Origin of the sequence: Burkholderia sp. PAMC 26561 (genome assembly GCF_001557535.2) — a bacterium.
Taxonomy (GTDB): Bacteria; Pseudomonadota; Gammaproteobacteria; order Burkholderiales; family Burkholderiaceae; genus Caballeronia.
Map to the genome: position 1 here is coordinate 3328001 of NZ_CP014306.1, position 26705 is coordinate 3354705.

Here is a 26705-nt window from a genome sequence, read left to right on the forward strand (position 1 = left end):
CCCAACAATGCGCTGCTGATTCAAAGCGTTAAGCCGCATGACCACAAACGAAAATGTGTTAGCCGCGCCGCGTTGCCCGCACGACGCCCTGCACTTCACTCAGCAACGAGCAAGCGCGCTGGATCTGCGCGGCACTCGATACCTCGACCGTGAACTGCATATAGGCAACGTTGCGCCGGCTTTGCGTCTTCACGCCGGTCACATTCATCTTCTCGCGTGCAAACACTTCGGAAATGTCGCGCAACAAACCTTGGCGATCGTTCGATTCGACAGCAAGGTCCACCGGATAAACAGACGAACCACGCCCGTTCATGACATCGGCGGACCACGCTGTTTCAAGCACGCGCTCCGGCGAATGTTCGGCCATCCGCTGGAATGTCGCGCAATCACTGCGATGGATCGACATACCCTTGCCACGCGTTACAAACCCCGAGATGCGATCGGGCGGCGCCGGCCTGCAGCAACGCGCAAGCTGCGTGAGCAATGCGTCTACACCGACGACCAGCACACCGGTAGACGCACCCTGTGCAACGCTTTGCCCGCTGCTGCGCTTTTCGAACTGCGCGGGTGCCTCGGGTTCGGGTTCCGGCGGCGGCGTGTCGTGCAGCGCCTGCTCGATATTGCGCAGGCTGAACTCTTCCTTGCCTACAACCGCATACAGTTCTTCCGGCGTCTTGAAGCCAAGCTTCGATGCCAGTTGATCCAGATTGACGGACGTCTTGCCTTCGCGCTGCAACGTCTTTTCAACCAGTGCCCGGCCGTTTGTGATGTTCTCTTCGGAATCGACCGAGTTGAACCATGCGCGCACTTTCTGCCGCGCGCGCGGACTGTGCAGATAGCCGAGCAAAGGGTTGAGCCAGTCGCGCGACGGGCCGCCCTCCTTCACCGCGACGATTTCCACCGTCTGGCCGTTTTGCAAAGGCGTGTTGAGCGGCACCATGGCGCCATCGACACGCGCACCGCGGCAACGATGCCCTAGTTCGCTATGCAGGTGATATGCGAAATCCACCGGCGTCGAGCCGTGCGGCATCGCAATCACGCGCGCCTGCGGCGTGAGCACGTAGATATGGTCGTCGTCGAGGGTTGCTTCGCGCAGATGCTGCCAGGGTTGCGCACCCGGTTCTTCGCTTTCGGAAACATCTTCCTTCCAGGCCAGCAGTTGCCGCAACCACGCGATCTTCTCGTCGTATTTTTCAGCCGCCGTCACCTGCCCGCCGTAGGCTCGCGTGCCGGCTTCCTTGTAACGCCAGTGCGCCGCCACGCCATACTCAGCGAAGCTGTGCATTTCCATGGTGCGGATCTGGACTTCAAACGCGCGGCCATCGTCACCGACCACCACCGTATGCAGCGACCGATAACCATTGGGCTTCGGCCGCGAGATGTAGTCGTCGAATTCCCGCGGAACCGGCTGCCACAGGTTATGGACAATACCCAACACCGTGTAGCAATCCTTGATATCGTCGACGATCACGCGAAACGCGCGCACGTCGTTCAGCTCGGAGAAATCCAGCTCCTTGCCGCGCATCTTCTTCCAGATGCTGTAGATGTGCTTCGGCCGTCCGCTCACCTCAGCGCGGATGTGCGCCGTAGCCAGCTCTTTCTGCAAGCGCGCGATGGCACTGGTCACATACGCTTCGCGCTCGATGCGTTTTTCGTCGAGCAGCTTGGCGATGCGCTTGTATGTAGGCGGTTCCTCGAATCGAAACGCGAGGTCCTCCAGTTCCCACTTCAGTTGCCAGATGCCGAGGCGGTTTGCCAGCGGCGCATAGATCTCGAGCGTCTCGCGCGGTACATCGGGCGACGGATCAAGCTTGTTCGCCGCGTAAAAGCGCAGCGACTGCAGCCGCGATGCAAGGCGGATCAGCACCACCCGAATGTCTTGCGCAAACGCCAGCAACATCTTGCGCAGCGCTTCGACCTGGGCGCGACGCGCCGCTTGTGCGTCGCGGCCCGTCTCGGGCAATGTCGCCTGCGTGGCGCGCGAGCTGACGGAGCCCAGACGCCACAGCTTGCGGACATCGGCAACAAGGCTTTGCACCTCTTCGCCGAAACGTTCGGTGATCACACGTTCCGGATCGTCGATATGCGGCGCGATGGCAAACAGCGCCGCCGCCGCGATTGCCGCCGGATCTACGTTCAACGTCTGCATGATCCGCGCCGTGCCGGCTGCGTGTTCGGCCAGCAACTCGCCGCTCGTCAACCGCGCGTCGCCAGCGTGTTCGCGTACGAACGCGAGCGCGTCGTCGAAGGACGGCTCGGGGTTCAATGCGGGAGAAACGGCGGTATCGGGCATGCGATCGATCAGGTGCGAAGCAATGTTTGACTATCAGTCATGCGCCTTGTCAAACAAGGCGGCGATGACAACCACTTCCACGAGGCATGCCGGGTTGGCAAGCTTCGCTTCCACGGTCGCGCGCGGGGGCGTATTGCCTTCGGGCACCCACATGTCCCACGCCGCGTTCATGGCGGCGAAATTCGCCAGGTCCGAAATGTAGATCTGCACCGACAGCAGTTGCGTCTTGTCGCTTCCGACTTCAGCGAGCAAGCGGTCGATGTGGCCAAGCACTTCGCGAGTCTGACCCGTGATGTCCTGATCGGTGTCTTCGGCAATCTGGCCCGCGAGATAAACGGTGCCGTTGTGGATCGCGGCTTCGGAAAGACGCGCGCCGACATGAAGACGGATAACTGCCATGAATGCCTCTGAAAAGTGATTTGTCAAAAAAACCGTGCGAAGCCCAATATTATGCCTCGTGTGTTTCCGTATCGAGGAAGAAGCGGTAGGCGAGGTCTATCTGTTCCGGCGCGAGAAATGCCGGGGCGTGACCTACACCCTTGACCTCAGCGCTTGTCACGGCCTGGCCTGTGGCGACCATCTTTTCGACCGTTTCCCGCGATAACAGATCCGAATTCTCGCCGCGTACGACCAGAACCGGATGTTTGATCGCCGCAAGCGAATGCCAAAGGATCGCCTCCCCAAGCGCGGCCGCATTTGCATCTGCAGCGGCAAAGGGCACGGCGATCTTCGGATCGTATCTGTAACCCCAGCGCCCATCGCGCTCGTGCATCAGCGGCGTATTGATCGCGCGCCATTCCTCGGCGCTCAACGGGCCGAAGGACGCCGCGAGTTGCGCCGCGTTGTCGATTCCATCCTGAAGCGTGGCGAAGGTTTCGTCGCGGCCCAGATAGCTGCCAATGCGCTCTAGCGCCACCGGCTCGATGTGCGGCCCCACGTCGTTGAGCAGCAACTTGCGGATGGGCGTGTTCGGCAGCCCGGCGAGTCCCAGACCGATCAATCCGCCCATGGATGTTCCGAACCAGTCCACCGTTTCCACATTCAGGCGTGCGATCAGCGCGACCATGTCCGAAACGTATTGCGGCACGCCGTAATGTTTCGGGTCGGCAAGCCAGTCGGAAAGCCCTCGCCCGACCACGTCCGGACACACCACGCGATACTCCCGCGCGAGCACCTTCGCCACCTCGTCAAAATCGCGGCCGGACCGTGTCAGCCCGTGAACGCACACGAGCACGCGCGGGTTTGCGGGATCGCCCCACTCCGTATAAGCCATGCGATGCAAACCGGACGGGCTGATGCATTGCACGTGGCGTTGCCGAGGCTCGGAAACGAAGGAAGGCGCAGCTTCGACGATGGTCGCGGACATGATTTTCCTTGGGCGCAGTAGCGCTGCTGCATGACGGATGGATCAATGGAAATCGATTGTAAACGCTTTGCGCGCCGCAATTCCTCGTCAGACGCAACGTTGGCTAACCGGTCTATGCTCTGCGTCCTACGGCCAACGAAAAGTCAAAAAAAAAGGGCTGCACCAACGCAAGGTTGGAACAGCCCTTTCCAGCCGGCAAACCACGCCGGCACTCGCTTCTTACTTGACTGCGCTCACATCCAGCGGCGCGCCGGTTTTCTGTTGAATCTCTTCCACACTGACGCCGGGGGCAAGCTCGATCAGCTTGAGGCCCGCGTCTGTCACGTCGATCACGCCAAGGTCCGTAATGATCCGGTCGACGACGCCCTTGCCCGTCAACGGCAAGGTGCACTCTTCCAGAATCTTGTGCTGGTCGCCCTTCGCGACGTGTTCCATCAGCACGATCACGCGTTTCACGCCCGCTACCAGGTCCATGGCGCCGCCCATGCCCTTGATCATCTTGCCGGGAATCATCCAGTTGGCGAGGTCGCCGTCCTTGCTGATCTGCATGGCGCCGAGGATGGCGAGGTTCACGTGGCCGCCGCGGATCATGGCAAACGAATCCGCCGATGAAAATATCGACGATCCCGGCAATGTGGTCACCGTTTGCTTGCCGGCGTTGATCAGATCGGCATCGACTTCTTCTTCAGTCGGTGACGGCCCGATGCCGAGCAAGCCGTTCTCCGATTGCAGCCACACTTCCATGCCGGCCGGCACGTGGTTCGCGACCAGCGTGGGCAGCCCGATCCCGAGGTTCACATAAAACCCGTCCTGCAATTCCTTGCCCGCCCGCGCGGCCATCTGGTTCCGGTCCCATGCCATGATCAGTCTCCTTTTGCGCGCACGACGCGTTGTTCGATGCGTTTTTCCGGGTGCGCATTCAGCACGATGCGTTGCACGAAAATCCCCGGCGTGTGAATGGCGTCCGGATCGAGCTCACCGACTTCCACGATTTCCTCCACTTCGACCACCGTGATCTTGCCGGCCATGGCGCACATCGGGTTGAAGTTGCGGGCCGTGCGTCGATAAATCAGGTTACCGGATTTGTCGGCTTTCCATGCTTTCACGAGCGCTACATCGGCCGTGAGCGAGGGTTCGAGCACGTAGAAGTTGTCACCGAACTTGCGCGTCTCCTTGCCCTCGGCGATCACCGTGCCATAACCCGTGTTCGTGAAAAACGCCGGAATGCCCGAGCCGCCCGCGCGCAGCTTTTCAGCCAGCGTGCCTTGCGGCGTGAATTCGAGCTCGAGTTCGCCGGCCAGATATTGCCGCTCGAACTCCTTGTTTTCGCCCACATACGACGAAATCATCTTCTTGACCTGGCGGGTTTCGAGCAGAAGGCCAAGGCCGAAGCCATCGACGCCCGCGTTATTGCTGATACACGTGATTCCCTGGACGCCCGTGTCGCGCAATGCCGCGATCAGCGCTTCGGGAATGCCGCACAGGCCGAATCCGCCGACGGCAAACGTCTGGCCGTCCTTCACGATGTCTTCGAGCGCCTCTTTCGCGCCGGGATAGACCTTGTTCATTTGTCCCTTCCTGATCTGGATGAAATCTGATTATTCGAGTCGTTGCGCCGTTCGTTTCTCCGGCGATAACGACTTTCTGACGTTGCAAAAGAGTACGACGATGCATCGATCCGGCACAATACGCAAAAATACATAAGTAATTGCCGTAGTGCGCGGCGATGCAAACATCAAACGCCCGTCGTCCGAGCCAAAATGCCTCAACTGGATTATCAAACTGCGTTTCATCTTGCGCCAGTCGGGCTGGTGTTGTCACGGGAACGGATCATCGAAGACTGCAACGCGCAGCTTTGTGCAATCTTCGGCGTAAAGCCCGAGGCGCTGATCGGGCGCTCGTTCCAGGTGCTGTATCCGTCGCCGGTGGAATTCGAGCGGATCGGCGCGCGCATTTCCGCCTTGATGCAGCGTCAGGGCAGCTACGCCGACGACCGCATCATGAAACGCGCGAACGGGGAATTGTTCTGGTGCCACGTGACCGGACGGTCGCTGGATTTGAGCGCGCCGCATGCCGCGGGTGTCTGGACGTTCGAAGACCTGAGCGCGACGCGGCGAGTCGCCATCGAACTCACACCGCGTGAGCGCGAGATTGCCGCGCAACTCGTGACGGGCAAGACCAGCAAGCAGATCGGCCGCGCGCTCGACATCAGCTCGCGAACCGTCGACATCTACCGCGCGAAACTCATGCGCAAATACGACACGGGCAACGCCACCGAATTGCTGCAGCGGCTCCTGGGCGATTGATTACTTGTGCGGCGCCGCCGTTTCAATGGCATGACGCAGCAGATCCGGAATCGGCACCGATTTCGCAGCTGCGTAGTCGACCCACACGCATTTGGCGGTGCCGCGTGCGTAAAGCGTGGCGGGATCGTCCGCTCGATACAGCTCGAAGCGCGTATCGAAGCTGCTGCGTCCGGGCGCGCCGACAAACATGCTGCCAATGACGTCGCCCGGGTAATGGAGTTGCCTGAGGAATTCCATCGATGCATTCACGACCACCGGCCCCTGCCCTTTGGCGTTGGCGCCGGCAATGTCCAGCTCCCGGAACCACGTGATCCGCACTTCTTCCATGAAGCGGAAATACACCGTGTTGTTGACGTGGCCGAAAGCGTCCATGTCGCCCCACCGGATAGGCATGGACAAGTCGATGACGCGATGAAACCCGCCTTGCGCCGCGCCCGACGCTTGTTCGACAACCTGGCTCATAAGCCGAATCCATCGTCGGCGGCGATCACCGAGCCGTTGATGAACTGCGACTCGTCGGCGGCGAGCAGGAGCAACAGTCCATCCAGGTCTTCAGGCGTGCCCACGCGGCGGCGCGGCAAGATGGACAGCAGTTTCTGCCCCGCTTCGCTCTTCCAGTGGTGATGATTCAGTTCGGTATCGATATAACCGGGACAGATGGCGTTCACGTTGATCCCATGACGGCCCCATTCCTGCGCCATGGCTTTTGTCATATGGACGACGGCCGCCTTGCTCATGGAATACACGCCGATCTGCGGCAGCGTCTTGAGTCCGGCCATGGACGCGATGTTGATGATCCGGTAGCCGGGCTTTACGGTCCCGTTGCCGCGCATGATCATTCGCTTCGCCACTTCCTGCGCGACGAAAAACGCGCCGCGCGTGTTGGTATCGAAGACGAAATCGAAATCCGATGGCGTCACGTCCGTCAGCTTTTGCTGGGTCGATACACCCGAGTTGTTCACCAGAATATCGATAGTGCCCGCTTCCGTCTCCGCGTGGGCGACCGCAGACTTGATGCTCTGGTAGTCGGTGACATCGAGCGATACGACATGCGCCGCGCCGCCCGATGCCTCGATTTCAGCCCGCAATTCCTTGAGGCGCTCAGTGCGGCGGCTTGCCAGCACGACCCGTGCGCCGGCCTGCGACAGCACTTGCGCAAAGCGTTTGCCCAGTCCGCTGGAAGCGCCGGTAATAAGCGCGCATTTGCCTTCCAGGTTGATCGAACGGCCCATTGTTTTTCCTTGGTTGAAAGCGATTGAGTTGTTCGGGATCGGTCCGTCTTGCGCTCGTGTGATGCTGTTGCTTTGTACGAAATCTGCGCGGAACTGGACCAGGTCCAGCGAGCCAATATGCTATCGTGAAATAATACGGTCGTGCTAATCGCCGGAACGTTAGTTGCACCATACCTATCGTTCCCTGACAATACGCGATCCCCAAAAAAGCATTCTAACGTTAGACAGGAGCATTGGATGACCCCGGCGAGTCTCATCGAGCAGTACGGTCCCCGTGAGTCCATGGAGTACGACGTCGTGATCGTGGGCGGCGGCCCTGCGGGACTTTCTGCGGCCATCCGGCTGAAACAGCTTGCGCAGGAAAAAGGCGTCGAACTCGGCGTATGCGTGCTGGAGAAAGGCTCCGAGATTGGTGCGCACATCCTCTCCGGCGCCGTCATGGACCCACGCGCGCTCAGCGAATTGCTGCCCGACTGGAAGACACAAGGCGCGCCGCTCGACGTGGAAGTGACCGAAGACCGCTTTCTGTTCCTGTCGCAGGACAGCGCGAAGCAAGTCCCGAACTGGTTGCTCCCGGACAACTTCAAGAACCACGGCAACTACGTCATTTCGCTGGCTAACGTTACCCGCTGGCTCGGCCAGCAGGCGGAAGCGCTGGGCGTCGAGATATTCCCGGGCTTTCCTGCAGCCGAAGTGCTCTACACGGAAGACGGCGCCGTGCGCGGCGTGGCGACCGGCAACCTGGGCGTGGGCAAGAACGGCGAGCCGACCGGCAATTTCCAGCTCGGCATGGAATTGCACGCCAAATACACGCTCTTTTGCGAAGGCGCGCGCGGCAATCTCGGCCGGCAGTTGATGGACAAATTCAAGCTCGGCCGCGACGCCGATCCGCAGGTCTATGGCCTCGGCATCAAGGAACTCTGGACAATCGACCCGGCCAAGCACAAGCCGGGTCTGGTGATTCATACCGCCGGCTGGCCGCTCGAAACCGATACCTACGGCGGCTCGTTCCTCTATCACATGGACAATAACCAGGTAATGGTCGGTTTTGTCGTGGGCCTCGGGTACTCGAATCCGTATCTGTCGCCGTTCGAGGAGTTCCAGCGCTACAAGACGCATCCTGCAATCCGTACGTTCCTGGAAGGCGGCAAGCGCGTGTCGTATGGCGCGCGCGCGATCGTGGCCGGCGGCCTCATGTCGCTGCCGAAGCTGGTGTTCAAGGGCGGCGCGCTGGTCGGCGACGATGCCGGGTTCCTGAATGCATCGCGGATCAAGGGCAGTCACGCGGCAATCAAATCCGGCAAGATGGCGGCGGAAGCGGCGTTCGACGCAGTGCAAGCCGGCCGCGAGGCCGATGAACTGACCGCATACCCGGAATCGTTCAATAACTCGTGGCTCAAGACCGAGCTGTATCGCGCCCGCAATTTCAAGCAGTGGATGAGCAAGGGCCTGTACATGGGCACGTTCATGGTCGGCCTCGAACAGAAGCTGCTGGGCGGCAACGTGCCCTGGACGCTGCACCATCAGCACGCCGATAACGAAACGCTCAAGCCGGCATCGCAATGCAAGCCGATTGTTTATCCGAAGCCGGATGGCAAGCTGACGTTCGACCGGCTCACGTCGGTGTTCATATCGAACACGAATCACGACGAGAACCAGCCGCCGCATTTGACGCTGAAGGATGCGTCGGTTCCGGTCGATGTGAATCTGCGCACGTACGCCGGACCGGAAAGCCGTTATTGCCCGGCGCAGGTGTACGAGTTCGTGAAAAACGACGACGGCACCGAGCGCCTGCAAATCAACGCGCAAAACTGCGTCCACTGCAAGACGTGCGATATCAAGGACCCGACGCAGAATATCGTGTGGGTTCCGCCTGAAGGCGGCGGCGGTCCGAACTATCCGAACATGTGATCGTTCGGCTGGATTGACGGTTAGAAGGCCTGAACGCTTGAAAAAAACGCCGGTTCTTTGTGAGAACCGGCGATTTTTTATTCGGGGATGTGCGCCGCGATGTGAGGCGTAGTCGTCTCGACATCGCCATTCTGCGCGCGATGTCGCAGCGCGTGATCGATCAGGACCAGCGCGAGCAGTGCTTCGGCGATAGGGGTCGCGCGAATCCCGACGCACGGATCGTGGCGGCCGAAAGTTTCGACGATGGCTGCATGACCAGCTTTGTCGATGGATTCACGCGGCGTGCGGATGCTCGACGTCGGCTTGATTGCGATAGACACCGTAATGTCCTGCCCGCTCGAAATCCCGCCGAGCACGCCGCCTGCGTTGTTCGCGGCGAAACCTTCCGGCGTCATCTCGTCGCCGTGAACGCTGCCGCGTTGCGCGACGCTCGCAAAGCCCGCGCCGATTTCGACACCCTTCACGGCATTGATGCCCATCATCGCCTTGGCGATGTCAGCATCGAGACGGTCATAGAGCGGCTCGCCCAAACCCGCCGGCACGCCCGTTGCAATCACGCCGATGCGCGCGCCGATCGAGTCGCCGTCGTGGCGCAGCGCGTCCATGTATTCCTCGAGACGCGGCACGATCTCGGCATTCGGCGCGAAAAACGGATTTTCACGCACGTGTTCCCATGCCACGAATGGAATCGGGATCTCGCCGAGCGCGCTCATGAAGCCGTGGGTTTCGATGCCATACCGTTCCCGCAGCCACTTCTTCGCGACCGCACCGGCCGCCACTGTCGGCGCCGTCAAGCGCGCCGAAGAGCGGCCGCCGCCACGATAATCGCGGATTCCATATTTCTGCCAGTACGTGTAATCGGCGTGTCCGGGACGAAACGTCTCCGCGATATTGCCGTAATCCTTGCTGCGCTGATCGGTGTTGCGAATCAGCAAGGCGATCGGCGTGCCGGTCGTCCTGCCTTCGAAAACACCCGAAAGGATCTCGACCTGATCGGCTTCCTGACGCTGGGTCACATGGCGCGACGTGCCGGGTTTGCGTCGATCGAGCTCGATCTGGATATCGGCTTCGGTCAGCGCCATTCCCGGCGGGCAGCCGTCGATCACGCAACCGATCGCAGGACCATGCGACTCGCCGAAGTTCGTGACGGTGAAAAGCGTGCCGAGTGTGTTGCCGGACATGAGCGTCGTCCTGAAAATATCGAGAGAGCCGATATTATGCCAGCCGGGAGCCCTTCCAGCCTCGTTCCGCCCCTGTTTGCGCCTACTTGCGGGCGCCCCGGAGCGTCGCAACGAGTTGTTGCAAGTGTTCCGGGGTGGCATCGGCGGGATCGATCGGCTCGCCAACCGCCAGCGTCAGCCGGCTCATCACGCCGCGCTGGATCGGACGCGGCCAGCTCGTGTCCCCATAACGGGAAAAGACGCTGCCCCACAAACCACGCAGCGCCAGCGGTATGACCGGCGCCGACCGGCGTCTCAGAATCTCGCTGATGCCGTGGCGGAACGGGTTCAGTTCACCCGTTCGCGTCAGCTTGCCTTCGGGGAAGATGCAGACGAGGTCGCCTTCGGCAAGCGCGCGGCCGCAGGCATCGTAGGCCTTTTCGAGCAGCGCCGCGTCTTCGTGGGCCGGCGCGATCGGAATTGCCTTTACATGGCGAAAGAGCCAGCCGATCAGCGGCGAGCGAAAAATCCGATGATCCATCACGAAGCGAATCGGCCGGGGACTTTCCGACATGATCACGATGGCATCGACGAAACTCACATGGTTGCAGACCAGCACAGCCGCGCCGTGCCCGGGAATCCGCTCGGCGTTGACAAGCCTGATCCGGTAGAACGTGTGCACGAGAATCCACGCGAGAAACCGCAGCAGGAATTCGGGCACGAGCGAATAGATGTAGGCGGCCACCACGATATTGAGCAACGCCGTGGTGAGGAACAGTCCCGGAATGCCCACGCCCGCTGACGTCAATCCCATGGCCATCAGCGCCGACACGATCATGAAAAACGAGTTGAGGATATTGTTCGCGGCAATGATCCGCGCGCGATGCGTCGGCTGGCTGCGCGCCTGGATCAGCGCGTACAGCGGGACGCTGTAAAAACCGCCGAACATGGCGAGCAGGAACAGGTCCGCCAGAATGCGCCAGTGGACGCCGATCTGGAGGAATTCGGCAACGCCCATCAAGTGACCGGCCGGAACGATCTTATGGCTCGCAAAAAACAGGTCGATGGCAAACACGCTGATACCAATCGATCCCAGCGGAACAAGCCCGATCTCGACGCGCCGCTTCGAGAGCTTTTCACACAGAAGCGAACCTGTGCCGATGCCTATCGAAAACGTCCCCAGCAACAGAGTGACCACGTCGGGATTCGCCGACAGCACATCTTTGGCGAAGTTGAAAAACGACGTGAGGAAAGTCGCGCCGACAAACCATAGCCACGAGATACCGAGCAGGCTCAGGAATACAGTCCGGTCGCGGCGTGCAAGCGCGAGATTGCGCCACGTTTCGGTGAAGGGATTCCAGTTGATCTTCAAATCGGGCTGAAGCGCCGCCGTGCTGGGCACGAAACTCGACGCCACGCGGCCAATCAACGCGACTGCGACGCAGCACACGGCGAGCAGAATCGCACCATGCTCCATCCACCCGGCCGACGCGCCGCCGATGATCGTGCCGATCAAAATTGCCACGAACGTCCCCATCTCGACGAGTCCGTTACCACCCACGAGTTCGGACGGCTGCAAATGCTGTGGCAGGTACGCGTATTTCACCGGGCCGAAAACGGTCGAATGGACGCCCATCAGGAAGGTGCACAGGTAGAGCAACGGCGCGCTGTGAAGCACGAATCCCGTGCCGCCAACCAGCATCACGGCGATTTCGAAGGTCTTCACAAGACGCGTGAGCGTGGCTTTGTCGTATTTATCGGCAATCTGGCCCGATGTCGCCGAAAACAGCACGAACGGCAAGATGAAGATGGCCGATATCAAAAAGGCAGCGGTTTTTGGATCGACGCCCGAAAAACGGGCGGCCTGAAACGTCACGAGCGACGTGAAGCCGACCTTGAAGACGTTGTCGTTGAGCGCCCCGAGAAACTGCGTCCAGAAAAATGGTGCAAAACGGCGCTCGCTCAAGAGGCGAAACTGGCCGTCGCCGTGTGCGGGCTTTGCGGGTTTCTCGCGGGCGGAAGCAGGTAGTTCGCTCATGGATTATTGGAGTTGGTAGCTGAGAGACCTTGGCGCCGGGCCACGCAATGCGGCGCCGGCTTCGAGACGAAAAAAATGCGCGCCGGACCGGGCGCGCATTGTTGCGAGCGTTTGACACGCGCTAAAAGGCTAATCGCGATTGTGCGTTTGCCGGGTTCAGCGCGCTTCTTCTTGCTGCTCGGGCCAGTCGCGAATATAGGCCTTGAGCATCTTGTTCTCGAAACCTTGTTCCTCCACCACGGCTTTCGCGACGTCGTAGAAAGAAATCACACCCATGAGGATGCCCTTTTCCATGACCGGCAAGTAGCGCACGTGGTGCTCGAGCATCATGCGGCGTACTTCGTTTACGTCGGTTTCCGGCGTACAGGTGATGGGATGGTCGTCCATGACCTTGCGGATGGTGAACGTGCCTACGCTGCCGCCGTTCTTGCTCAGGATCTGGATGATCTCGCGGAACGTCAGCATGCCTGCAAGATCACCGTATTCAATGACCACCAGTGAACCGATGTCGTGTGACGCCATTGCGTCAATGGCTTCGCTCAACGGCGTATCGGGCGTTACCGTGAAGAGCGCGTTGCCCTTGACGTTCAAAATGTCGCTGACTCGCATGATTGTCTCCTCGCGAAAAGCCTGACTGTCTGTCGATCCTAGCGGAAAGACGGTTAAAAAGGAAGCGCGCAGGCACCCGTGATTCGTCTGGGGAAGCATATCGGGCGGGCTTTTGCGCCGAGTCAACCCTTAGCTTTGCCGCACTGGGATGCTCACGCCGTTGAAGCGCGCCGACGCTCGCGTCTACCCCAAGTTTGTCCCGCCATACCCGATGTTACGATAAATGACCCTTTCCCATGGTAGCCCGCCCACGATGTCCGCCAACCGCTTCGATACCCTTGTACTGCATGCGGGCGCCGCGCCCGACCCCACTACCGGCGCGCGCGCCACGCCGATCTACCAGACCACGTCGTTCTCATTTCGAGACACGGATCACGCCGCGTCGCTCTTCAACATGGAGCGCTCCGGCCACGTTTATTCGCGCATATCGAATCCGACAGTCGCCGTTTTCGAAGAGCGAGTGGCGGCGCTCGAAGGCGGCGTGGGCGCAATCGGCACGGCGAGCGGACAGGCCGCGCTGCATCTCGCGATCGCCACGCTGATGGGCGCAGGCTCCCACATTATTGCGTCCAGCGCGCTTTATGGCGGCTCGCACAACCTGCTGCACTACACGCTGCGGCGCTTCGGCATAGACACCACGTTCGTGCCGCCCCACGATCCCGATGCCTGGCGAGCCGCAATCCGGCCGAATACGCGCCTCCTGTTCGGCGAGACGCTGGGGAACCCCGGCCTCGATGTTCTGGATATCGCGACCATCGCTGAAATCGCGCACGAGAACCGCGTGCCGTTGCTCGTGGATTCGACCTTCACCACGCCCTATTTGCTGCGCCCGTTCGATCATGGCGCCGACTTCGTCTACCATTCCGCGACCAAATTCCTGGGCGGCCACGGCACGACCATAGGCGGCGTGCTGGTCGACGGCGGCACATTCGACTTCACCGCGAGCGCCCTTTTCCCCGAATTCACCGAACCCTACGATGGCTTTCACGGCATGGTCTTCGCCGAAGAGAGCACGGTCGCGCCATTTCTGCTGCGCGCCCGCCGCGAGGGCCTGCGCGATTTCGGCGCATGTCTGCATCCGCAGGCTGCGTGGCAACTGCTGCAAGGCATCGAGACCCTGCCGCTGCGCATGGACAGGCACGTTGCCAATACGCGCAAGGTCGTCGAGTTCCTGCTTGCGAATCCGGCAGTCGAAGGCGTGGCGTATCCGGAACTGGAAAGCCATCGCGATTACGCGCTCGCCAAGCGACTCCTGCCACGCGGCGCGGGTGCTGTTTTCAGCTTCGATCTGCGCGGCGACGTGGCGGCGGCACGGCGCTTCATAGAATCGCTGACCTTGTTTTCCCATCTGGCCAATGTCGGCGACGCACGTTCGCTCGTCATCCATCCTGCATCGACCACGCATTTCCGCATGGACGCAGCCGCCCTTGCCGCCGCCGGAATCGCGCCAGGCCGTATCCGGCTGTCGATTGGCCTGGAAGATCCTGACGATCTCATCGACGACCTCAAGCGCGGACTGAAGGCATCGCAAAAAAGCGAAGGGAGCCGCGCATGATGCTCGATGTCGGCGGCGCACCCGCCTACGCATACACCGGCGGCCACGCGTTCGAGGCCGGACGTCCTGTGGCCGTGTTCATTCACGGCGCGCAGCACGATCACAGCGTCTGGGCGCTGCAGACCCGCTACTTTGCTCATCACGGCCTGAGCGTTCTTGCCGTTGATCTTCCCGGGCATGGCCGCAGCGCCGGGCCGGCGAAGCCGAGCATCGCCGCGCTGGCCGACTGGGTCATCGCGCTGCTGGACGCCGCGAAGGTAAGCCGCGCCATGCTGATCGGCCACAGCATGGGCTCATTGATTGCCCTCGATACCGCCGCGCGCCATCCATCGCGCGTGACCTGCCTTTCGCTGCTCGCCACCGCATTTCCGATGACCGTGTCCGACGCCCTCCTCAATGCCGCCCGTGACCGCGAACCTGACGCCATTGACATGGTGAACCAGTGGTCGCATTCCTCGATCGCCGCGAAACCTTCGAGCCCGGGCCCGGGCTTCTGGCTGCACGGATCGAACCAGCGCCTGATGGAACGCATGGCCGTTCGCGGCGAGCCGCAACTCTTTCACACTGATTTCAGCGCCTGCAATGCCTACGCGGATGGCCTTGAACGCGCCGCAGCGTTGCAGTGTCCGGTGCAGATAGTGACGGGCAAGCGCGACGCGATGACACCGCCCCGCGCGAGCCGCGCACTTGTCGATGCAATGAAACACGCGGGCGTTCCGGTGGACACCGTTGTACTGGACGCAGGCCACGCGCTCATGAGCGAACAACCTGATGCGACCCTTGCTGCGCTATTCGGTTTTGCGAAGAAAAACAGCATGAACCAAGCTTAACGGGCGCATCCGAAATGCGCTATCAGCCGAATGGGTGGGGTGCTGAAAATTCCCGCGACGGCGCGAGTTCCCGGTTGCGCCATTGCCGTGTTAGCCGGAGAATGAATCTTGCTCGCCTGCTTTGCAGGCATCGCCCGACACGGAGATTGTCATGGCCCAGACCGCTCATTCGGATCACTTTGCGAGCTTCGCGGAGTTTTATCCGTACTATCTCGAAGAGCACCGCAACGTGGTGTCGCGGCGGCTTCATTTCATTGGTTCGTTGGGGGTGATTGGTTGCCTGGCCATGGCCATCGCAACGGATGACTGGCTCTGGCTTCCGGCCGCGGTCATTTGCGGCTACGGCTTTGCCTGGGTTGGCCATTTCTTCTTCGAGAAAAACCGCCCCGCCACGTTTCGCCATCCGCTTTATAGCCTGATGGGCGACTGGGTGATGTTCAAGGACATCTGTATTGGCAGGATTTCGCTTTAGGCGCCGGTCAAGCGGTCTGACGCGGCATTGACGCTGCGTTTTCAGATTCATGCGCACGAGCTTCCCGGGAAGCAGTGCGCGCAGCAAGCAGCGTGGCAAGCGTGACATCCATCTTGTCGTTGCTCAGCGCGTTCATCAGGGTTGCATCGTCAATATGCGATGAATCGAGGCGCAACTGATAGTCCAGTTCTTCGCGGTCGATCACGAACAAATCGAAGAGACTCGACACCGTGATCTGCTGCGGACTGGCGATCAGCACATAACGCGGCACGCGCAGGTTCTCGAGCCGCGCAACCCATTCCAGGTCATCGAGCTTGCGCACAAGCCGCATGGTGGTATCCATGTCACAGCGCAGCATGCTTGCGAGCTCAAGCCCCGTATAGCCGGGCTTGCCGGCATCGCGCGCTTCGGCGAGCCGCGCGAGCAACTCGAGGGCATCCAGCAAATCGCTGCCCGGGAAGTCCGCTCGATGAAACTGGCCGGTGCGAATGGCCGGCAACGCCGACGTGACCATCGCTCCAATCAACGTGATCATCCAGCAGAGATAGACCCATAACAGGAACACCGGCAACGCCGCAAACGCGCCGTAGACGGCCGTATAAGTGGGAATGCGGCGCACGTAGTAACCGAAACCGCGCTTGGTCAATTCGAACGCAATCGCCGCGATCAGGCCGCCGACCAGCGCATCGCGCCATGCCACCTTGCAGTTCGGCAGAAAGACGTAAAGCATCGCGAACGCCACAACCGTAAATGGCAGGGTTGCACTCGTGAGCGCCCATTCGATCCCCGGCGGCAAAAGATTATGCGACCCGGCGAACGCGATGGACTGAGCAAACAAATAGGACGACATGGACAAACTCACGCCGAACAGGATCGGCCCGAGCGTGATAATTGCCCAATAAACCAGGATGCGTTGCGCCAGCGGCCGCGATTTGCGCACGCGCCAGATCACGTTGAACGCCGACTCGACGGTCATCATGGTCATCACCGACGTGACGAACAAGATGATCATGCCGACCGTGGTCAGCCCTTTCGCCTTCGATGCAAACTGGTTCAGGTACTTGAAGATCTGGCTGTTGATCTGCGACGGCATGAGATGCGATGCAAGAAAATCCTGCAACGACATCTGAAACGAGGCGAAGATCGGAAACGCCGTGAACAACGCGAACGCGACGGTGGCGAGCGGCACGAGCGACAGCACGGTGGTAAACGTCAGGCTGCCTGCCACCTGCGCGACGCGATCCTCACCCGTTCGACGCGCGACGAATCCGGCGAGCCGTTTCGTCGTGTCGAGATCGATGGGAAACTTCAACAAGAAACTCTCTCCTCAATCGTTACAACGAGTTTGCGATTCGGTACAAATAGTGGCGGACGACCACCAAAAGCACTTCGCACACCCGGTCCTTATAATACCCGTTCACCGAAAAGGCCCATGAACGACATTCTCGTGCTTTATTACAGCCGCAACGGCGCCACCCGCGAACTTGCCCAGGCGATTGCGCAGGGCGTCGACAGCGTGCCCGGCATGCAGGCGCGCGTGCGCACCGTGCCCTCCGTCTCGACCGTTTGCGAAGCAACGCAGCCGGACATTCCCTCCGACGGTCCGCCCTACGCCGAAGTACGCGACCTGGAAGAATGCGCGGGACTTGCGCTCGGCTCGCCGACGCGCTTCGGCAACATGGCTGCGCCGCTCAAATATTTCCTCGATGGAACCTCGCCGCAATGGCTTTCCGGCGCGCTCGCCGGAAAACCCGCGAGCGTTTTTACGTCCACCGGCAGCCTGCACGGCGGTCAGGAAAGCACCCTGCTTTCCATGATGCTGCCCTTGCTTCACCACGGCATGCTGATCGTGGGCATTCCGTACACCGAGCCAAAGCTGACCACCACGCAAACCGGCGGCACGCCCTACGGCGCGTCCCATTTCGCGCGCGCAGAAACGGCTGACATCGGCATTTCGGCCGATGAGAAGGCGCTCGCCATCGCGCTCGGGGCGCGTCTCGCTCAAACCGCGCTCAAACTTCTGCGCAACGCCTGATGAGCGCCACGCCTGCCAACGGGGCTTCCGCGCGCATCGCGTTTTTCAGCCTGATCGCGCTGATTGCGTTGTCGCTCGCGTGGGAGCTGTGGCTTGCGCCTTTGCGTCCCGGCGGCTCGGCGCTCGCACTCAAGGCGATCCCGCTCGCGTTCGCGCTTCGAGGCACATTCAGGCGCAACCTGTACACGCTGCAGTGGGCGTCGATGCTCGTCCTGCTCTACTTCGCCGAAGGCATTGTCCGCGGCATGACAGACGGCGGGTTGTCGGCGCGCCTCGGCTGGATTGAAGCCGTGCTTGCGCTCGTGTACTTCGTCTGCGCGCTTGCTTTTGTCGCGCCGTTCAAGCGCGCTGCCCGCGCGGCGAAGCGCCAGGGAACCGGAGCTGCCGCCGACCAGAATGGTTTGTAGCATGGATCCGCCGGTGTAACGGAGCCCTATGCCACTCGGCCAGGTTTCGCCAGGGCCACGTTCGGGCAATACTGCGTCAACGCCTGCCGCGCAAGCCAACGCTATTGAATCAACTGACACTCATGACCACAACCAACGACCGTTCAAAGTACTTCGTGGAAGCCTGCATCGAGGCGATCGGCGCCGCGAATGTCCTCACCGATTCGCACGACACCGCGCCGTATCTCACCGACTGGCGCAAGCGCTACCGCGGTGAAACATGTGCCGTGCTTCTTCCGGGCGACACAGAACAAGTGGCAAGGGTCGTGCGGCTTGCGCGCGAACATCGTCTTCCGATCGTGCCGCAAGGGGGCAATACAGGCCATTCCGGTGGAGCGACGCCCGACGCCAGCGGCACGCAGGTCGTCATCAGCTTGCGCAGGATGAACCGTATTCGCAGCATCGACTCGATCAACAACACCATTACCGTGGAGGCCGGTGTAATCCTCGCCGACATTCAGGCGCGCGCCGAACAGGAACAGCGTCTTTTTGCGCTCAGCCTGGCGGCCGAAGGCAGTTGCACGATCGGCGGAAATCTTTCAACGAACGCAGGCGGCACCGCCGTGCTGCGCTATGGAAACACACGCGAGTTATGCCTCGGACTGGAAGTGGTCACGCCACAAGGCGACGTCTGGAACGGCTTGCGCGGGCTGCGCAAGGACAACACCGGTTACGACTTGCGCGATCTTTATATTGGCGCGGAAGGGACGCTCGGCATCGTTACGGCTGCGGTGATGAAATTGCATCCGGCGCCCGTCGCTCGCGTGACGGCGCTGGCGGCCCTCGAGTCGCCTCATGCCGCACTCGATTTCCTCGCCACTGCACAGCGTTATGCGGGTCCGTTATTGACCGGCTTCGAATTGATGTCGGACTTCGCGCTGCATCTGGTGACCACGCATTTTCCGCAAATGCGTTATCCGTTCTCCGAAAAACACGGTCAGACCGTGCTGCTCGAACTATCGGATAACGAAAGCGAAGCACACGGCCGCGCTCTGTTCGAACGGCTGATGGAACACGCGATGGAGCAAGGCCTGGTTCAAGACGCGGTGGTCGCGGAAAATCTGTCTCAGACCAGGGCTTTCTGGAATTTGCGCGAGCACATTCCGCTCGCGCAGGCCCAGGAAGGACTCAATATCAAGCACGACATCTCGGTGCCGATCTCAAGCATCGGAGATTTCATCGCGCAAACCGATGCCCTGATTGCCCGATCCATTCCGGGCGTTCGCATGGTGACCTTCGGGCATCTCGGCGACGGCAATCTCCATTACAACGTGCAGGCGCCGGCAGGCGTCGACCCGAAAGTCTTCCTCGCCGAACATCAGGTGAGTGTGAATGCGCTCGTTTATGAACAAGTGAATGCCTATCACGGCAGCATCAGCGCCGAACACGGTCTGGGTCAATTGAAGGTAGCCGAGGCGATGCACTATAAGTCCCCGGTAGAAATACGCTTGATGCGTGCAATCAAGACCGCACTCGACCCCGAGAATTTGATGAATCCGGCCAAGGTGTTGCCGGACGTGCGCGCATCGTGAAGAGACCAAGGAGAATATCGCCGTGAAGATTCGCGTTCTGTCTGACCTGCACCTCGAACATGACGAACCGCTCGCCATTCCCTATGCCGAGTCTGATCTCGTCGTGCTTGCCGGCGATATTCACAATCACGCGGAAGGCCTGCGCTGGGCCGCCGAAAACTTCGGTCCCGACGTACCCGTGATTTATGTCCCGGGCAATCACGAGTATTACGACGGCGAGTTCGGTGCGCTCGAAACGGCGATGGAGGGTGCTTCGAACAGCTTGCCGAATGTGCATTTCCTGAACAACAGCGCGCTGATCGACCGGTACGGAAAGTGGCGCGTGCTCGGCACCACGCTGTGGACCGACTTCGCGTTGTATGGGTCGAGCGATGAGGCGTTGCGTATCTCGATGCAGGAAGCCGAGCGTGTGATGGTCGACTTCAGGGGCGTGATCCAGGTGGCGTGGCCTGAACCCGAGGACGAACCGCGCTCCTTTACCGCCAGTGATTCTCTGGCGCTGCACCAGCAAGCGCGTGCATGGCTGCAAGAGGAGCTCGCCAAGCCTTTCGATGGCAAGACGATCGTTGTCACGCATCACGCGCCGCTCAGGGACAGTCTTGCGGAGAAATATGCGACGGACCGGGTATCGGCGTCATTTATCAGCGACTTGCCATCGCTCGTGCGCGAGCCCGTTGCACTGTGGGTGCATGGCCACACGCATACGGCGTTCGACTACTTCGTGGAAGGAACAAGGGTTGTCTGCAATCCGCGTGGCTACCGGGACCGGCGCACGGGCTTGCCAGAGAATCCGTCATTTGAGTGGGACAAGGTAATCGAGATTTGATCGACGGACGCCGAGTGGCGTCCTGGAAGGTCGTTTGCCTGAAACCGTGAGCGCGAAAACAACGGTAACGAATACCGGCTCCCACGTAACCCGGAGCGCAGATATCCCGGCTCGCTGCGAACCCGGCGTTTCTTGATAAAGAACGTCGCATTATCGCGCTGTTGCTAACACCCAAAGACCGAAGACTCGGCCTTCCGAAGTTACCGGTCGCGCGACTGGCGGTTCTTGCGTTCGTCGATACGAATCGGGATGAGGCGCGCGCGCTTTGCGTTTTCGCGGGCGGTACGCAGCAGTTCACGAGTTGCGGGCACGGCGATCAAACCAAGCAGTGCGTAGATAGCGAACATCAGCGGCGTATTCATAACCTTCCTCGGACTAAGTCGAAAATCGGTAAAAGTGAATCCATGAAGCCAGAAGCAGCTTATCCAGCCCCTAAGCTACCAACATGAGGCTGAAATAGAAGTAAGCAAGTGTTGCGCCGCGGTAAAGCCAAAAGATCCGCATTCGCCAACTCCCATTCTCCTGCTCATAAGCTTACGCCGCCACAAATTCTTGCAGCAATTTTTCATCAGCGGCGAGTGCGCCAGGCAACTCACTGCGCAAGAAATCCACCCAGGTGCGGATTTTTGCGTCCAGATACTGCCGCGACGGATAAAGCGCGAATACATTGAACAATTGCATGGTGTGTTCCGGCAGCACCCGCACGATTGTTCCGGCTCGCAACGCAGGCAACGCGGACGATGTGGGCAGCACACCAACGCCCATGCCTTCGCTGATGGCCACCGCCATGGCTTCTGCCACATTCACCGTGAATGGTGTCGGGCCGAGATTGACGCTTTCCGGTCCGTTCGGGCCGTCGAAAGTCCATCGAGTTGGCGGAAAGGCCGGCGTCACGAGTTGCAGACACGTGTGCTCGTTCAGATCCGCAACTGAATGCGGCACGCCATGCGCTTCTATATACGCGGGCGAAGCGCACGCAATCGTGAAAACGCTGCCGAGACGTTGCGAGACCAGACCCGAATCGGGCAATTCGCTGCCAAGCACTATCGATACATCGAAACCTTCATCTAGCAGGTCCGGAATGCGCGAGGCGAGCGTCAAGTCTATCTGCACCGATGGATGCAGCCTTTGATAACGCGAAATCATCGGCACGATGTAATGCTGGCCAATACCCGCCATGGCATGCATTTTCAGCTTGCCGGAAGGCCTGGCGTGGGCGTCTCCCGCTTCGGCCTCTGCCTGATCCACATAGGCGAGGATCTGCTCGCAGCGCTGCAGATAGCGCTCGCCCGCCTCGGTTAGGGCTATACGGCGCGTCGTGCGATTGAGCAAACGGGTACGCAGATGCGCTTCAAGATCGGATACTGCGCGCGAAGCGTAGGCCGTCGTTGTATTCAACTGATGTGCTGCCGCAGTGAAACTGCCCGCTTCCACGACTCGCGAAAACACCCGCATGTTCTGGAGGGTATCCATTTAGCCCTGAATCTCTTTCAAGTTATGCGCCATTGTTGCGCTTTCGGCAAAATCGATTAGATCGGATCGCGTATGGATGCTTTACATTTTTGCCGGTTTTTTCATAATCAGGGCAAAAATACAATTCGGCACACGCGTCTCAATCAGATTTGAGAAATAATTTTGCTAGACCGGATGCTGAAAAACAGCCGTCGTTCCGATGGTTCTTACATTTATTTTAACAATTGCAGGCTGCGCGAGCACTAAAAACGTCGGTCCCGAGGATTCCCTGAAGGCCCCGTCATCGCTCGATGCGGGCGCGACCCTGCGCGCGGCAAACGCCGACGCAGGTTGACCCGCCTCCGCATGGTGGCGCTCGTACAACGATCCCCAGCTCGATGCGTGGATTGAACGTGCGCAGGCCGGCAACCATCGCTCGCGTTGGCTGCGGCGCGCGTGCGCGAGGCGCGTTCGCTGGCGGGTGTCGCGGCGTCGGCGCTCGTACCGCAGGTGGATGGATCGCTTTCGATCAACCGCAAGCACTGGCCCGAAAACGCCTACTACGGCCCGGGCAGGTTCAATACTTCGAGGAAACGAAGTTGCCGCACGTGCGTGTCGGGGACAAAGCCGAAAGCCGCGAGCTGCTCGCCGATGTGAACCCGACCTTCAACTGGGTCCGGCTCGCGCAACGCGTGCCCGTGCGCATCCGCAACGACAAAGTGCCGGACAGCTTGATCCTCGCCGCCGGGACGACGTGTACGGTAACCGTCACGCCTTCGAGTTGAGTGCGTTCAGCTCAGCGCCTTGAACGTGTCTTCAGTTGTATCGATGACCATCAATCCCGCTCGCAATCCCGGCTTCACCGTCGGGTTCGGGAACACGATCCGTTCTTCATTGCGCGTGACTTCGTAACGGTAATCGCCATCTTCCGCGAGCAACGTGCCGCGTTCGAAAGGCGTGAAGTTCGCGACGTCGCCGGCAACGTGCAGTTCGAGCGCCTCGCTTTGCTTGGTGATCTGGCCGATTACGGTGAAGACCTTCAATGTATCGCCCGACTTCGGCACCGGCGGCTGCGCGGCGATCAGGCGGCGCAAGGCTGCATCGGATGCCGCGAAGCGCGTCAAATCGTTGTGCCCGAACGGACGCACCTTGCCGAGTTCGAGCGTGCAGGCAAGCGCCCCCGATTGTTCCGCCGTGAAATGCGTGAACGTGTTCGACTTCTCTTTGTGTAAAAGCACCGCCGACAAACCCGCGTCCTGCAACCAGTCGAACATCGCTCGCGACAACGGCGCGCCCGTGTACGGCAGCAAAGCGAATTGCTCGAACACAGAAGGACGGATGGCCGTATGCATGTCGATGTGCCACTTCGCTTGGGTGGAATCGGCCTCAGCAAAGAACGCACGCGTCACACCTTCCAGCTCGACCGCACGCGGCGATTCATGACTGGTTGCGAGCGTCAGATGCCGGCCGTTGAACAGGCGGTTCAGATCGTCATCGCGGTAACGGCACGATTCGCGCATCGCGTCGATATTGCCGAAGATCACCAGCAAGCGGCTCTTCAACGGTGCTTTCCCGCTGGCAATGTCCGCCACGAGCATGGAAAGAATCTCGATGGGCGCGGTTTCGTCGCCGTGGATTCCCGCCGATGCCACCACGCTTGCCTTGACTTCATGATCCGGCTCGAAGCGCACGATGCCATCGCCAAGCCACGTCCACTTCACGCTGTTGGGCAATGTGCCCTCCGTCAGCGCAGGCTTTTTTCCATCGATGACAAAGTCGAGAAAGTTCGCGAACATGGTGGTCTCAGCGCTGGAAATCATAGAGTGTACCCAGCTTAAGGATGCCGGTGAGCGCATCGAGGGCGGCACGCGACTCATCGAGCAGTTTGGGATCGGCAAGATCGGCTGGCGCAACACGATCACGATAATGCGTGTCGATCCATGCATCGAGCTGCGCGAAAAGTGAATCGTTCATCCAGACGCCGGGGTTCACCGCGGCGCGTTCCGCGTCGTTCAGTACGACGCGCAAACGCAAGCAGGCCGGACCGCCGCCGTTCTTCATGCTTTCGCGCAGATCGAAAACGAGCACGTCATCGATTGACGTATGCCGCTCGCCCAACGCATCGAGGTACTTGGCCACGCGCGCGTTCTCGCGGCATTCCTGCGGCACGACAAGCACCTGGCGGCCATCGGGACGCGTGAGCAACTGACTATTGAACAGATACGACGATACGGCATCGGCCACGCTGACTTCGTCTTCCGGCACTTCGATTGCGGTGAAGGCGCTGCCGTGTGCATCGAGCTTGACGCGGAGCTGGTCGTAGACTTTCGTCTGTTCGAGAAACGCACGTTGATGGCAGAACAGCGTGTTGCGGTTGCCCACCGCAATCACGTCGTTGTGGAACACGCCGGCATCGATCACGTCGGGAAGCTGTTGCGCGAAGACCGTGGAGTCGTCGGAGAGGCCATGCAGCCGTGCAACCGCGCGGCTGGCCTCGAGCGTTTGACGTGCGGGAAAGCGCTTCGGCTCGGCCGCGCCCTGACCGTATTCGCTGCGGCCATAGACAAAAAACTCGACGCCCTTCTCGCCATATTCGCTGCAAAATCGCGTGTGATTTGCCGCGCCTTCGTCGCCCAAAGCGGGCGTGCCGGGCAGCGCGTGATGAATCTTGAAGCGTTGTTCGTCGGCGAAAATCGATGCAAGCGAACGCCGCGTCTCTTCATGCTCGATCGCGCGATGCAGCTTCGTGCTGAGATTGGCAGGCGTGAAATGGACGCGGCCGTCGTTCGTATCCGCCGATGGGCTGACGGTCGCGGCGTTCGCCGTCCACATCGCGGACGCCGAACTCGCCGCCGCGAGCAATTCGGGCGCTTCGCGCGAAGCACGTTCGATGACTTCGGCATCCGTGCCCGTGAAACCCACGCTGCGCAGCAACTTGAGCGAGGGCCGATCGAGCGGCGGCAACACACCTTGATGAAAACCAAGGTCCGCAAGCCGCTTCATCTTGCGCAAGCCCTGCTTTGCCGCAGCCTTCGGATTCGCCGCCGACTTCTCGTTGTTGCGCGACGCGACATTGCCGAACGACAACCCCGCGTAGTTGTGCGTCGGGCCGACCAGCCCGTCGAAATTCGCTTCGAATGCTTGCATCGTGGATCCTCAGAACTGAAGGCCGGGCGAGACGCTCGCGGGCATGAGCAACTGGGTGCTTTCGACCGACGCCATCGGGTACGAACAATAATCCGCCGCGTAGAACGCGCTCGGGCGCTGATTGCCCGAGCGGCCGATACCGCCGAACGGCGCCGCTGATGACGCGCCGTTAGTCGGCCGGTTCCAGTTCACGATGCCCGCACGAATGGTCCGCTGGAAGTGCGTCCACGTGGCGGCGTCATCGGCTAACAAGCCGGCAGATAAACCGTAGGCTGTGTCGTTCGCGCGTTCGATCGCCTGATCGAAAGTGGCATAGCGCGTGAGTTGCAGCATGGGTCCGAAGTGCTCTTCGTCAGGCACGTTCTGCGCGTTCGTCACGTCGATGATCGCCGGCGTGACATAACCCAGCTCCTTCGATTGCTGTTTCATTTCGAGGAGCGGCTTGCCGCCCGCTTCGACCAACTGTTTCTGCGCCTGCACGAGCTTCGACGCCGCTCGCGCCGAGATCACGGCGCCCATGAACGGTTGCGGATCGGCATTGAAGGCGCCGGTCTTGATCTTCGATGTGACATCTATCAGGCGTTGCGTGAAGCGTTGACCGAACGCGTTATCGGGGACGAATAAACGGCGTGCGCACGTGCAGCGCTGTCCGGCCGAAAGATATGCCGACTGGATCGTGTGATGCACGGCGGCGTCGATATCTTCGACTTCGGCCACGACCAACGGATTGTTGCCGCCCATTTCCAGCGCGAGCACGATTTCGGGACGCCCGCCAAATTGCCGATGCAACAATGTTCCGGTATCCGAACTACCAGTGAAAAACAAACCATCGATCTGCCGATGATTGGCCAGTGCAATGCCCGTGTCCTTTTCGCCCTGAACGAGATTCAGCACGCCTGAAGGCAAGCCAGCCTGCGCCCACAAACCTGCGGTAAGCGCGGCGACGGCTGGCGCGAACTCGGACGGCTTGAACACGACCGTGTTCCCTGCGATAAGCGCCGGCACGATATGCCCGTTCGGCAAATGCCCCGGAAAGTTATACGGCCCGAACACCGCCACGACACCATGCGGACGATGCCGCAAGACCGCGACACCATCGGCCATGTCCTGCCGCTTTTCGCCGGTTCGCTCGTGGTACGACTTGACCGAGATATCGACTTTTGCGGCCATAGTCGCCACTTCCGTGCGTGCTTCCCACAATGGCTTGCCCGTTTCATGCCCAATGGTATTGGCGAGCGTTTCCTTGTTCTCGTTCAGCAGCACAGCGAAGCGTCGCGTGATTGCAATGCGTTCGTCGAGCGGCAAGGCGGACCACGAAGCAAACGCACGTCGCGCTGAGAGCACGGCGCGGTCAACGTCTTGCGCCGATGCGCTCGCCCCTTCCCACACCACTTCGCCGTTACCTGGATTGCGCGATGCAAACGGCGTACCGCCGCCATTGTTCCACGCGCCATCGATAAACAATTGAGTCGAAATCGTAGTCATGTTCCTGTCC

At 60.5% G+C, this 26705-nt stretch carries 25 protein-coding genes and 2 pseudogenes; 11 read left to right on the forward strand and 16 right to left on the reverse strand.

What is annotated here, in order from left to right:
- Nucleotides 1-58 precede the first annotated feature (58 nt).
- The 5 genes from AXG89_RS15255 to AXG89_RS15275 form a co-directional block, all read right to left on the reverse strand.
- On the reverse strand, nt 59-2293 hold the full coding sequence (locus AXG89_RS15255; protein WP_062170091.1) for a RelA/SpoT family protein: 2235 nt from the start codon (nt 2291-2293) through the stop codon (nt 59-61).
- 33 nt (nt 2294-2326) lie between these two features.
- A complete protein-coding gene (locus AXG89_RS15260) occupies nt 2327-2692 on the reverse strand; it encodes a RidA family protein (protein WP_062170092.1) in 366 nt (121 codons plus the stop codon).
- A gap of 49 nt (nt 2693-2741) precedes the next feature.
- Nucleotides 2742-3659 (reverse strand): alpha/beta fold hydrolase, encoded by a 918-nt coding sequence (locus AXG89_RS15265; RefSeq protein ID WP_062170093.1) that lies wholly within the window; start codon nt 3657-3659, stop codon nt 2742-2744.
- A 219-nt stretch (nt 3660-3878) separates the two neighbouring features.
- Complete coding sequence (locus AXG89_RS15270; RefSeq protein ID WP_061999731.1) at nt 3879-4520, reverse strand: CoA transferase subunit B; 642 nt, start codon at nt 4518-4520, stop codon at nt 3879-3881.
- 2 nt (nt 4521-4522) lie between these two features.
- Nucleotides 4523-5227 (reverse strand): CoA transferase subunit A, encoded by a 705-nt coding sequence (locus AXG89_RS15275; RefSeq protein WP_061999732.1) that lies wholly within the window; start codon nt 5225-5227, stop codon nt 4523-4525.
- A 192-nt stretch (nt 5228-5419) separates the two neighbouring features.
- Between AXG89_RS15275 and AXG89_RS15280 the strand changes: the two genes are divergently transcribed.
- Nucleotides 5420-5965: a LuxR C-terminal-related transcriptional regulator gene (locus AXG89_RS15280; protein ID WP_061999733.1), complete on the forward strand. Its 546-nt coding sequence runs from the start codon at nt 5420-5422 to the stop codon at nt 5963-5965.
- Here the strand turns inward: AXG89_RS15280 and AXG89_RS15285 are convergent, their stop codons facing one another.
- Together AXG89_RS15285 and AXG89_RS15290 are read right to left on the reverse strand one after the other, a co-directional pair.
- Entirely contained in the window at nt 5966-6427 is a 462-nt protein-coding gene (locus AXG89_RS15285) for an acyl-CoA thioesterase (protein ID WP_062170094.1), read from the reverse strand.
- Nucleotides 6424-7197, reverse strand: a complete 774-nt coding sequence (locus AXG89_RS15290) for an SDR family oxidoreductase (RefSeq protein ID WP_061999735.1) — start codon at nt 7195-7197, stop codon at nt 6424-6426. Before AXG89_RS15290 ends, AXG89_RS15285 begins: the two co-directional genes overlap by 4 nt.
- Before the next feature lie 237 nt (nt 7198-7434).
- On the opposite strand from AXG89_RS15290, the gene AXG89_RS15295 reads away from it, so the two are divergent.
- Nucleotides 7435-9108, forward strand: coding sequence for an electron transfer flavoprotein-ubiquinone oxidoreductase (locus tag AXG89_RS15295; RefSeq protein WP_062170095.1), 1674 nt, complete (start codon nt 7435-7437; stop codon nt 9106-9108).
- Nucleotides 9109-9185: 77 nt separating this feature from the next.
- On the opposite strand, the gene aroC is transcribed toward AXG89_RS15295, so the two are convergent.
- From aroC to AXG89_RS15310, 3 genes are all read right to left on the reverse strand, one after another.
- Nucleotides 9186-10289, reverse strand: coding sequence for a chorismate synthase (gene aroC, locus AXG89_RS15300; RefSeq protein ID WP_062170096.1), 1104 nt, complete (start codon nt 10287-10289; stop codon nt 9186-9188).
- 82 nt (nt 10290-10371) lie between these two features.
- Nucleotides 10372-12306 carry an MFS transporter gene (locus tag AXG89_RS15305; RefSeq protein WP_062170097.1) on the reverse strand — a complete coding sequence of 645 codons (1935 nt, stop codon included), beginning with the start codon at nt 12304-12306 and terminating at the stop codon, nt 10372-10374.
- Between the two features lie 156 nt (nt 12307-12462).
- A complete protein-coding gene (locus AXG89_RS15310) occupies nt 12463-12915 on the reverse strand; it encodes a CBS domain-containing protein (protein WP_061999739.1) in 453 nt (150 codons plus the stop codon).
- Nucleotides 12916-13168: 253 nt separating this feature from the next.
- Here AXG89_RS15310 and AXG89_RS15315 point away from each other — a divergent pair, with 253 nt between their 5' ends.
- From AXG89_RS15315 to AXG89_RS15325, 3 genes are all read left to right on the forward strand, one after another.
- The gene (locus AXG89_RS15315; protein ID WP_062170098.1) at nt 13169-14470 is read left to right on the forward strand and encodes an O-acetylhomoserine aminocarboxypropyltransferase; all 1302 of its coding nucleotides are present in this window, start codon (nt 13169-13171) and stop codon (nt 14468-14470) included.
- Nucleotides 14467-15300, forward strand: coding sequence for an alpha/beta fold hydrolase (locus tag AXG89_RS15320; protein ID WP_062170099.1), 834 nt, complete (start codon nt 14467-14469; stop codon nt 15298-15300). Before AXG89_RS15315 ends, AXG89_RS15320 begins: the two co-directional genes overlap by 4 nt.
- Before the next feature lie 151 nt (nt 15301-15451).
- Nucleotides 15452-15772: an Mpo1-like protein gene (locus AXG89_RS15325; RefSeq protein WP_062000905.1), complete on the forward strand. Its 321-nt coding sequence runs from the start codon at nt 15452-15454 to the stop codon at nt 15770-15772.
- 7 nt (nt 15773-15779) lie between these two features.
- On the opposite strand, the gene AXG89_RS15330 is transcribed toward AXG89_RS15325, so the two are convergent.
- On the reverse strand, nt 15780-17087 hold the full coding sequence (locus tag AXG89_RS15330; RefSeq protein WP_061999742.1) for a YihY family inner membrane protein: 1308 nt from the start codon (nt 17085-17087) through the stop codon (nt 15780-15782).
- Between the two features lie 117 nt (nt 17088-17204).
- On the opposite strand from AXG89_RS15330, the gene wrbA reads away from it, so the two are divergent.
- From wrbA to AXG89_RS15350, 4 genes are all read left to right on the forward strand, one after another.
- A complete protein-coding gene (gene wrbA, locus AXG89_RS15335; protein ID WP_061999743.1) occupies nt 17205-17807 on the forward strand; it encodes an NAD(P)H:quinone oxidoreductase in 603 nt (200 codons plus the stop codon).
- Complete coding sequence (locus AXG89_RS15340) at nt 17807-18214, forward strand: DUF2069 domain-containing protein (protein ID WP_062170100.1); 408 nt, start codon at nt 17807-17809, stop codon at nt 18212-18214. The genes wrbA and AXG89_RS15340 overlap by 1 nt, the downstream gene beginning before the upstream one ends.
- A gap of 122 nt (nt 18215-18336) precedes the next feature.
- Nucleotides 18337-19785 (forward strand): FAD-binding oxidoreductase, encoded by a 1449-nt coding sequence (locus tag AXG89_RS15345; RefSeq protein ID WP_062170101.1) that lies wholly within the window; start codon nt 18337-18339, stop codon nt 19783-19785.
- A 22-nt stretch (nt 19786-19807) separates the two neighbouring features.
- A complete protein-coding gene (locus AXG89_RS15350; protein ID WP_062170102.1) occupies nt 19808-20611 on the forward strand; it encodes a metallophosphoesterase in 804 nt (267 codons plus the stop codon).
- Nucleotides 20612-20811: 200 nt separating this feature from the next.
- Here the strand turns inward: AXG89_RS15350 and AXG89_RS42150 are convergent, their stop codons facing one another.
- On the reverse strand, nt 20812-20973 hold the full coding sequence (locus AXG89_RS42150; protein ID WP_162916060.1) for a hypothetical protein: 162 nt from the start codon (nt 20971-20973) through the stop codon (nt 20812-20814).
- A gap of 172 nt (nt 20974-21145) precedes the next feature.
- A complete protein-coding gene (locus AXG89_RS15355) occupies nt 21146-22084 on the reverse strand; it encodes a LysR family transcriptional regulator (protein WP_061999747.1) in 939 nt (312 codons plus the stop codon).
- Nucleotides 22085-22283: 199 nt separating this feature from the next.
- On the opposite strand from AXG89_RS15355, the pseudogene AXG89_RS43020 reads away from it, so the two are divergent.
- Both AXG89_RS43020 and AXG89_RS15360 read left to right on the forward strand, forming a co-directional pair.
- Nucleotides 22284-22636 (forward strand): annotated as a pseudogene (locus AXG89_RS43020) (RND transporter); the annotation flags it as partial.
- Between the two features lie 8 nt (nt 22637-22644).
- Nucleotides 22645-22848, forward strand: a pseudogene (locus AXG89_RS15360) (HlyD family secretion protein); the annotation flags it as partial.
- A 6-nt stretch (nt 22849-22854) separates the two neighbouring features.
- Here the strand turns inward: AXG89_RS15360 and astE are convergent.
- From astE to astD, 3 genes are read right to left on the reverse strand one after another with little or no spacing between them, the layout of a single operon-like run.
- A complete protein-coding gene (astE, locus tag AXG89_RS15365; protein WP_236873345.1) occupies nt 22855-23859 on the reverse strand; it encodes a succinylglutamate desuccinylase in 1005 nt (334 codons plus the stop codon).
- Nucleotides 23860-23866: 7 nt separating this feature from the next.
- Nucleotides 23867-25210, reverse strand: coding sequence for an N-succinylarginine dihydrolase (astB, locus tag AXG89_RS15370; RefSeq protein WP_062170105.1), 1344 nt, complete (start codon nt 25208-25210; stop codon nt 23867-23869).
- Between the two features lie 9 nt (nt 25211-25219).
- Entirely contained in the window at nt 25220-26695 is a 1476-nt protein-coding gene (gene astD / locus AXG89_RS15375; RefSeq protein WP_062170106.1) for a succinylglutamate-semialdehyde dehydrogenase, read from the reverse strand.
- Nucleotides 26696-26705 lie beyond the last annotated feature (10 nt).

Coding starts and splice junctions, on each gene's coding strand:
- astD (WP_062170106.1), bottom strand. CDS start 26,695: ATGACTACGATTTCGACTCAATTGTTTATCGATGGCGCGTGGAACAAT.
- AXG89_RS15340 (WP_062170100.1), top strand. CDS start 17,807: ATGAGCGCCACGCCTGCCAACGGGGCTTCCGCGCGCATCGCGTTTTTC.
- aroC (WP_062170096.1), bottom strand. CDS start 10,289: ATGTCCGGCAACACACTCGGCACGCTTTTCACCGTCACGAACTTCGGC.
- AXG89_RS15280 (WP_061999733.1), top strand. CDS start 5,420: ATGCCTCAACTGGATTATCAAACTGCGTTTCATCTTGCGCCAGTCGGG.
- AXG89_RS15345 (WP_062170101.1), top strand. CDS start 18,337: ATGACCACAACCAACGACCGTTCAAAGTACTTCGTGGAAGCCTGCATC.
- AXG89_RS15320 (WP_062170099.1), top strand. CDS start 14,467: ATGATGCTCGATGTCGGCGGCGCACCCGCCTACGCATACACCGGCGGC.
- AXG89_RS15290 (WP_061999735.1), bottom strand. CDS start 7,197: ATGGGCCGTTCGATCAACCTGGAAGGCAAATGCGCGCTTATTACCGGC.
- AXG89_RS15260 (WP_062170092.1), bottom strand. CDS start 2,692: ATGGCAGTTATCCGTCTTCATGTCGGCGCGCGTCTTTCCGAAGCCGCG.
- AXG89_RS15270 (WP_061999731.1), bottom strand. CDS start 4,520: ATGGCATGGGACCGGAACCAGATGGCCGCGCGGGCGGGCAAGGAATTG.
- AXG89_RS15275 (WP_061999732.1), bottom strand. CDS start 5,227: ATGAACAAGGTCTATCCCGGCGCGAAAGAGGCGCTCGAAGACATCGTG.
- AXG89_RS15265 (WP_062170093.1), bottom strand. CDS start 3,659: ATGTCCGCGACCATCGTCGAAGCTGCGCCTTCCTTCGTTTCCGAGCCT.
- AXG89_RS15305 (WP_062170097.1), bottom strand. CDS start 12,306: ATGAGCGAACTACCTGCTTCCGCCCGCGAGAAACCCGCAAAGCCCGCA.
- AXG89_RS15255 (WP_062170091.1), bottom strand. CDS start 2,293: ATGCCCGATACCGCCGTTTCTCCCGCATTGAACCCCGAGCCGTCCTTC.
- AXG89_RS15295 (WP_062170095.1), top strand. CDS start 7,435: ATGACCCCGGCGAGTCTCATCGAGCAGTACGGTCCCCGTGAGTCCATG.
- astE (WP_236873345.1), bottom strand. CDS start 23,859: ATGTTCGCGAACTTTCTCGACTTTGTCATCGATGGAAAAAAGCCTGCG.
- AXG89_RS15355 (WP_061999747.1), bottom strand. CDS start 22,084: ATGGATACCCTCCAGAACATGCGGGTGTTTTCGCGAGTCGTGGAAGCG.
- astB (WP_062170105.1), bottom strand. CDS start 25,210: ATGCAAGCATTCGAAGCGAATTTCGACGGGCTGGTCGGCCCGACGCAC.
- AXG89_RS15285 (WP_062170094.1), bottom strand. CDS start 6,427: ATGAGCCAGGTTGTCGAACAAGCGTCGGGCGCGGCGCAAGGCGGGTTT.
- wrbA (WP_061999743.1), top strand. CDS start 17,205: ATGAACGACATTCTCGTGCTTTATTACAGCCGCAACGGCGCCACCCGC.
- AXG89_RS15310 (WP_061999739.1), bottom strand. CDS start 12,915: ATGCGAGTCAGCGACATTTTGAACGTCAAGGGCAACGCGCTCTTCACG.
- AXG89_RS42150 (WP_162916060.1), bottom strand. CDS start 20,973: ATGAATACGCCGCTGATGTTCGCTATCTACGCACTGCTTGGTTTGATC.
- AXG89_RS15315 (WP_062170098.1), top strand. CDS start 13,169: ATGTCCGCCAACCGCTTCGATACCCTTGTACTGCATGCGGGCGCCGCG.
- AXG89_RS15325 (WP_062000905.1), top strand. CDS start 15,452: ATGGCCCAGACCGCTCATTCGGATCACTTTGCGAGCTTCGCGGAGTTT.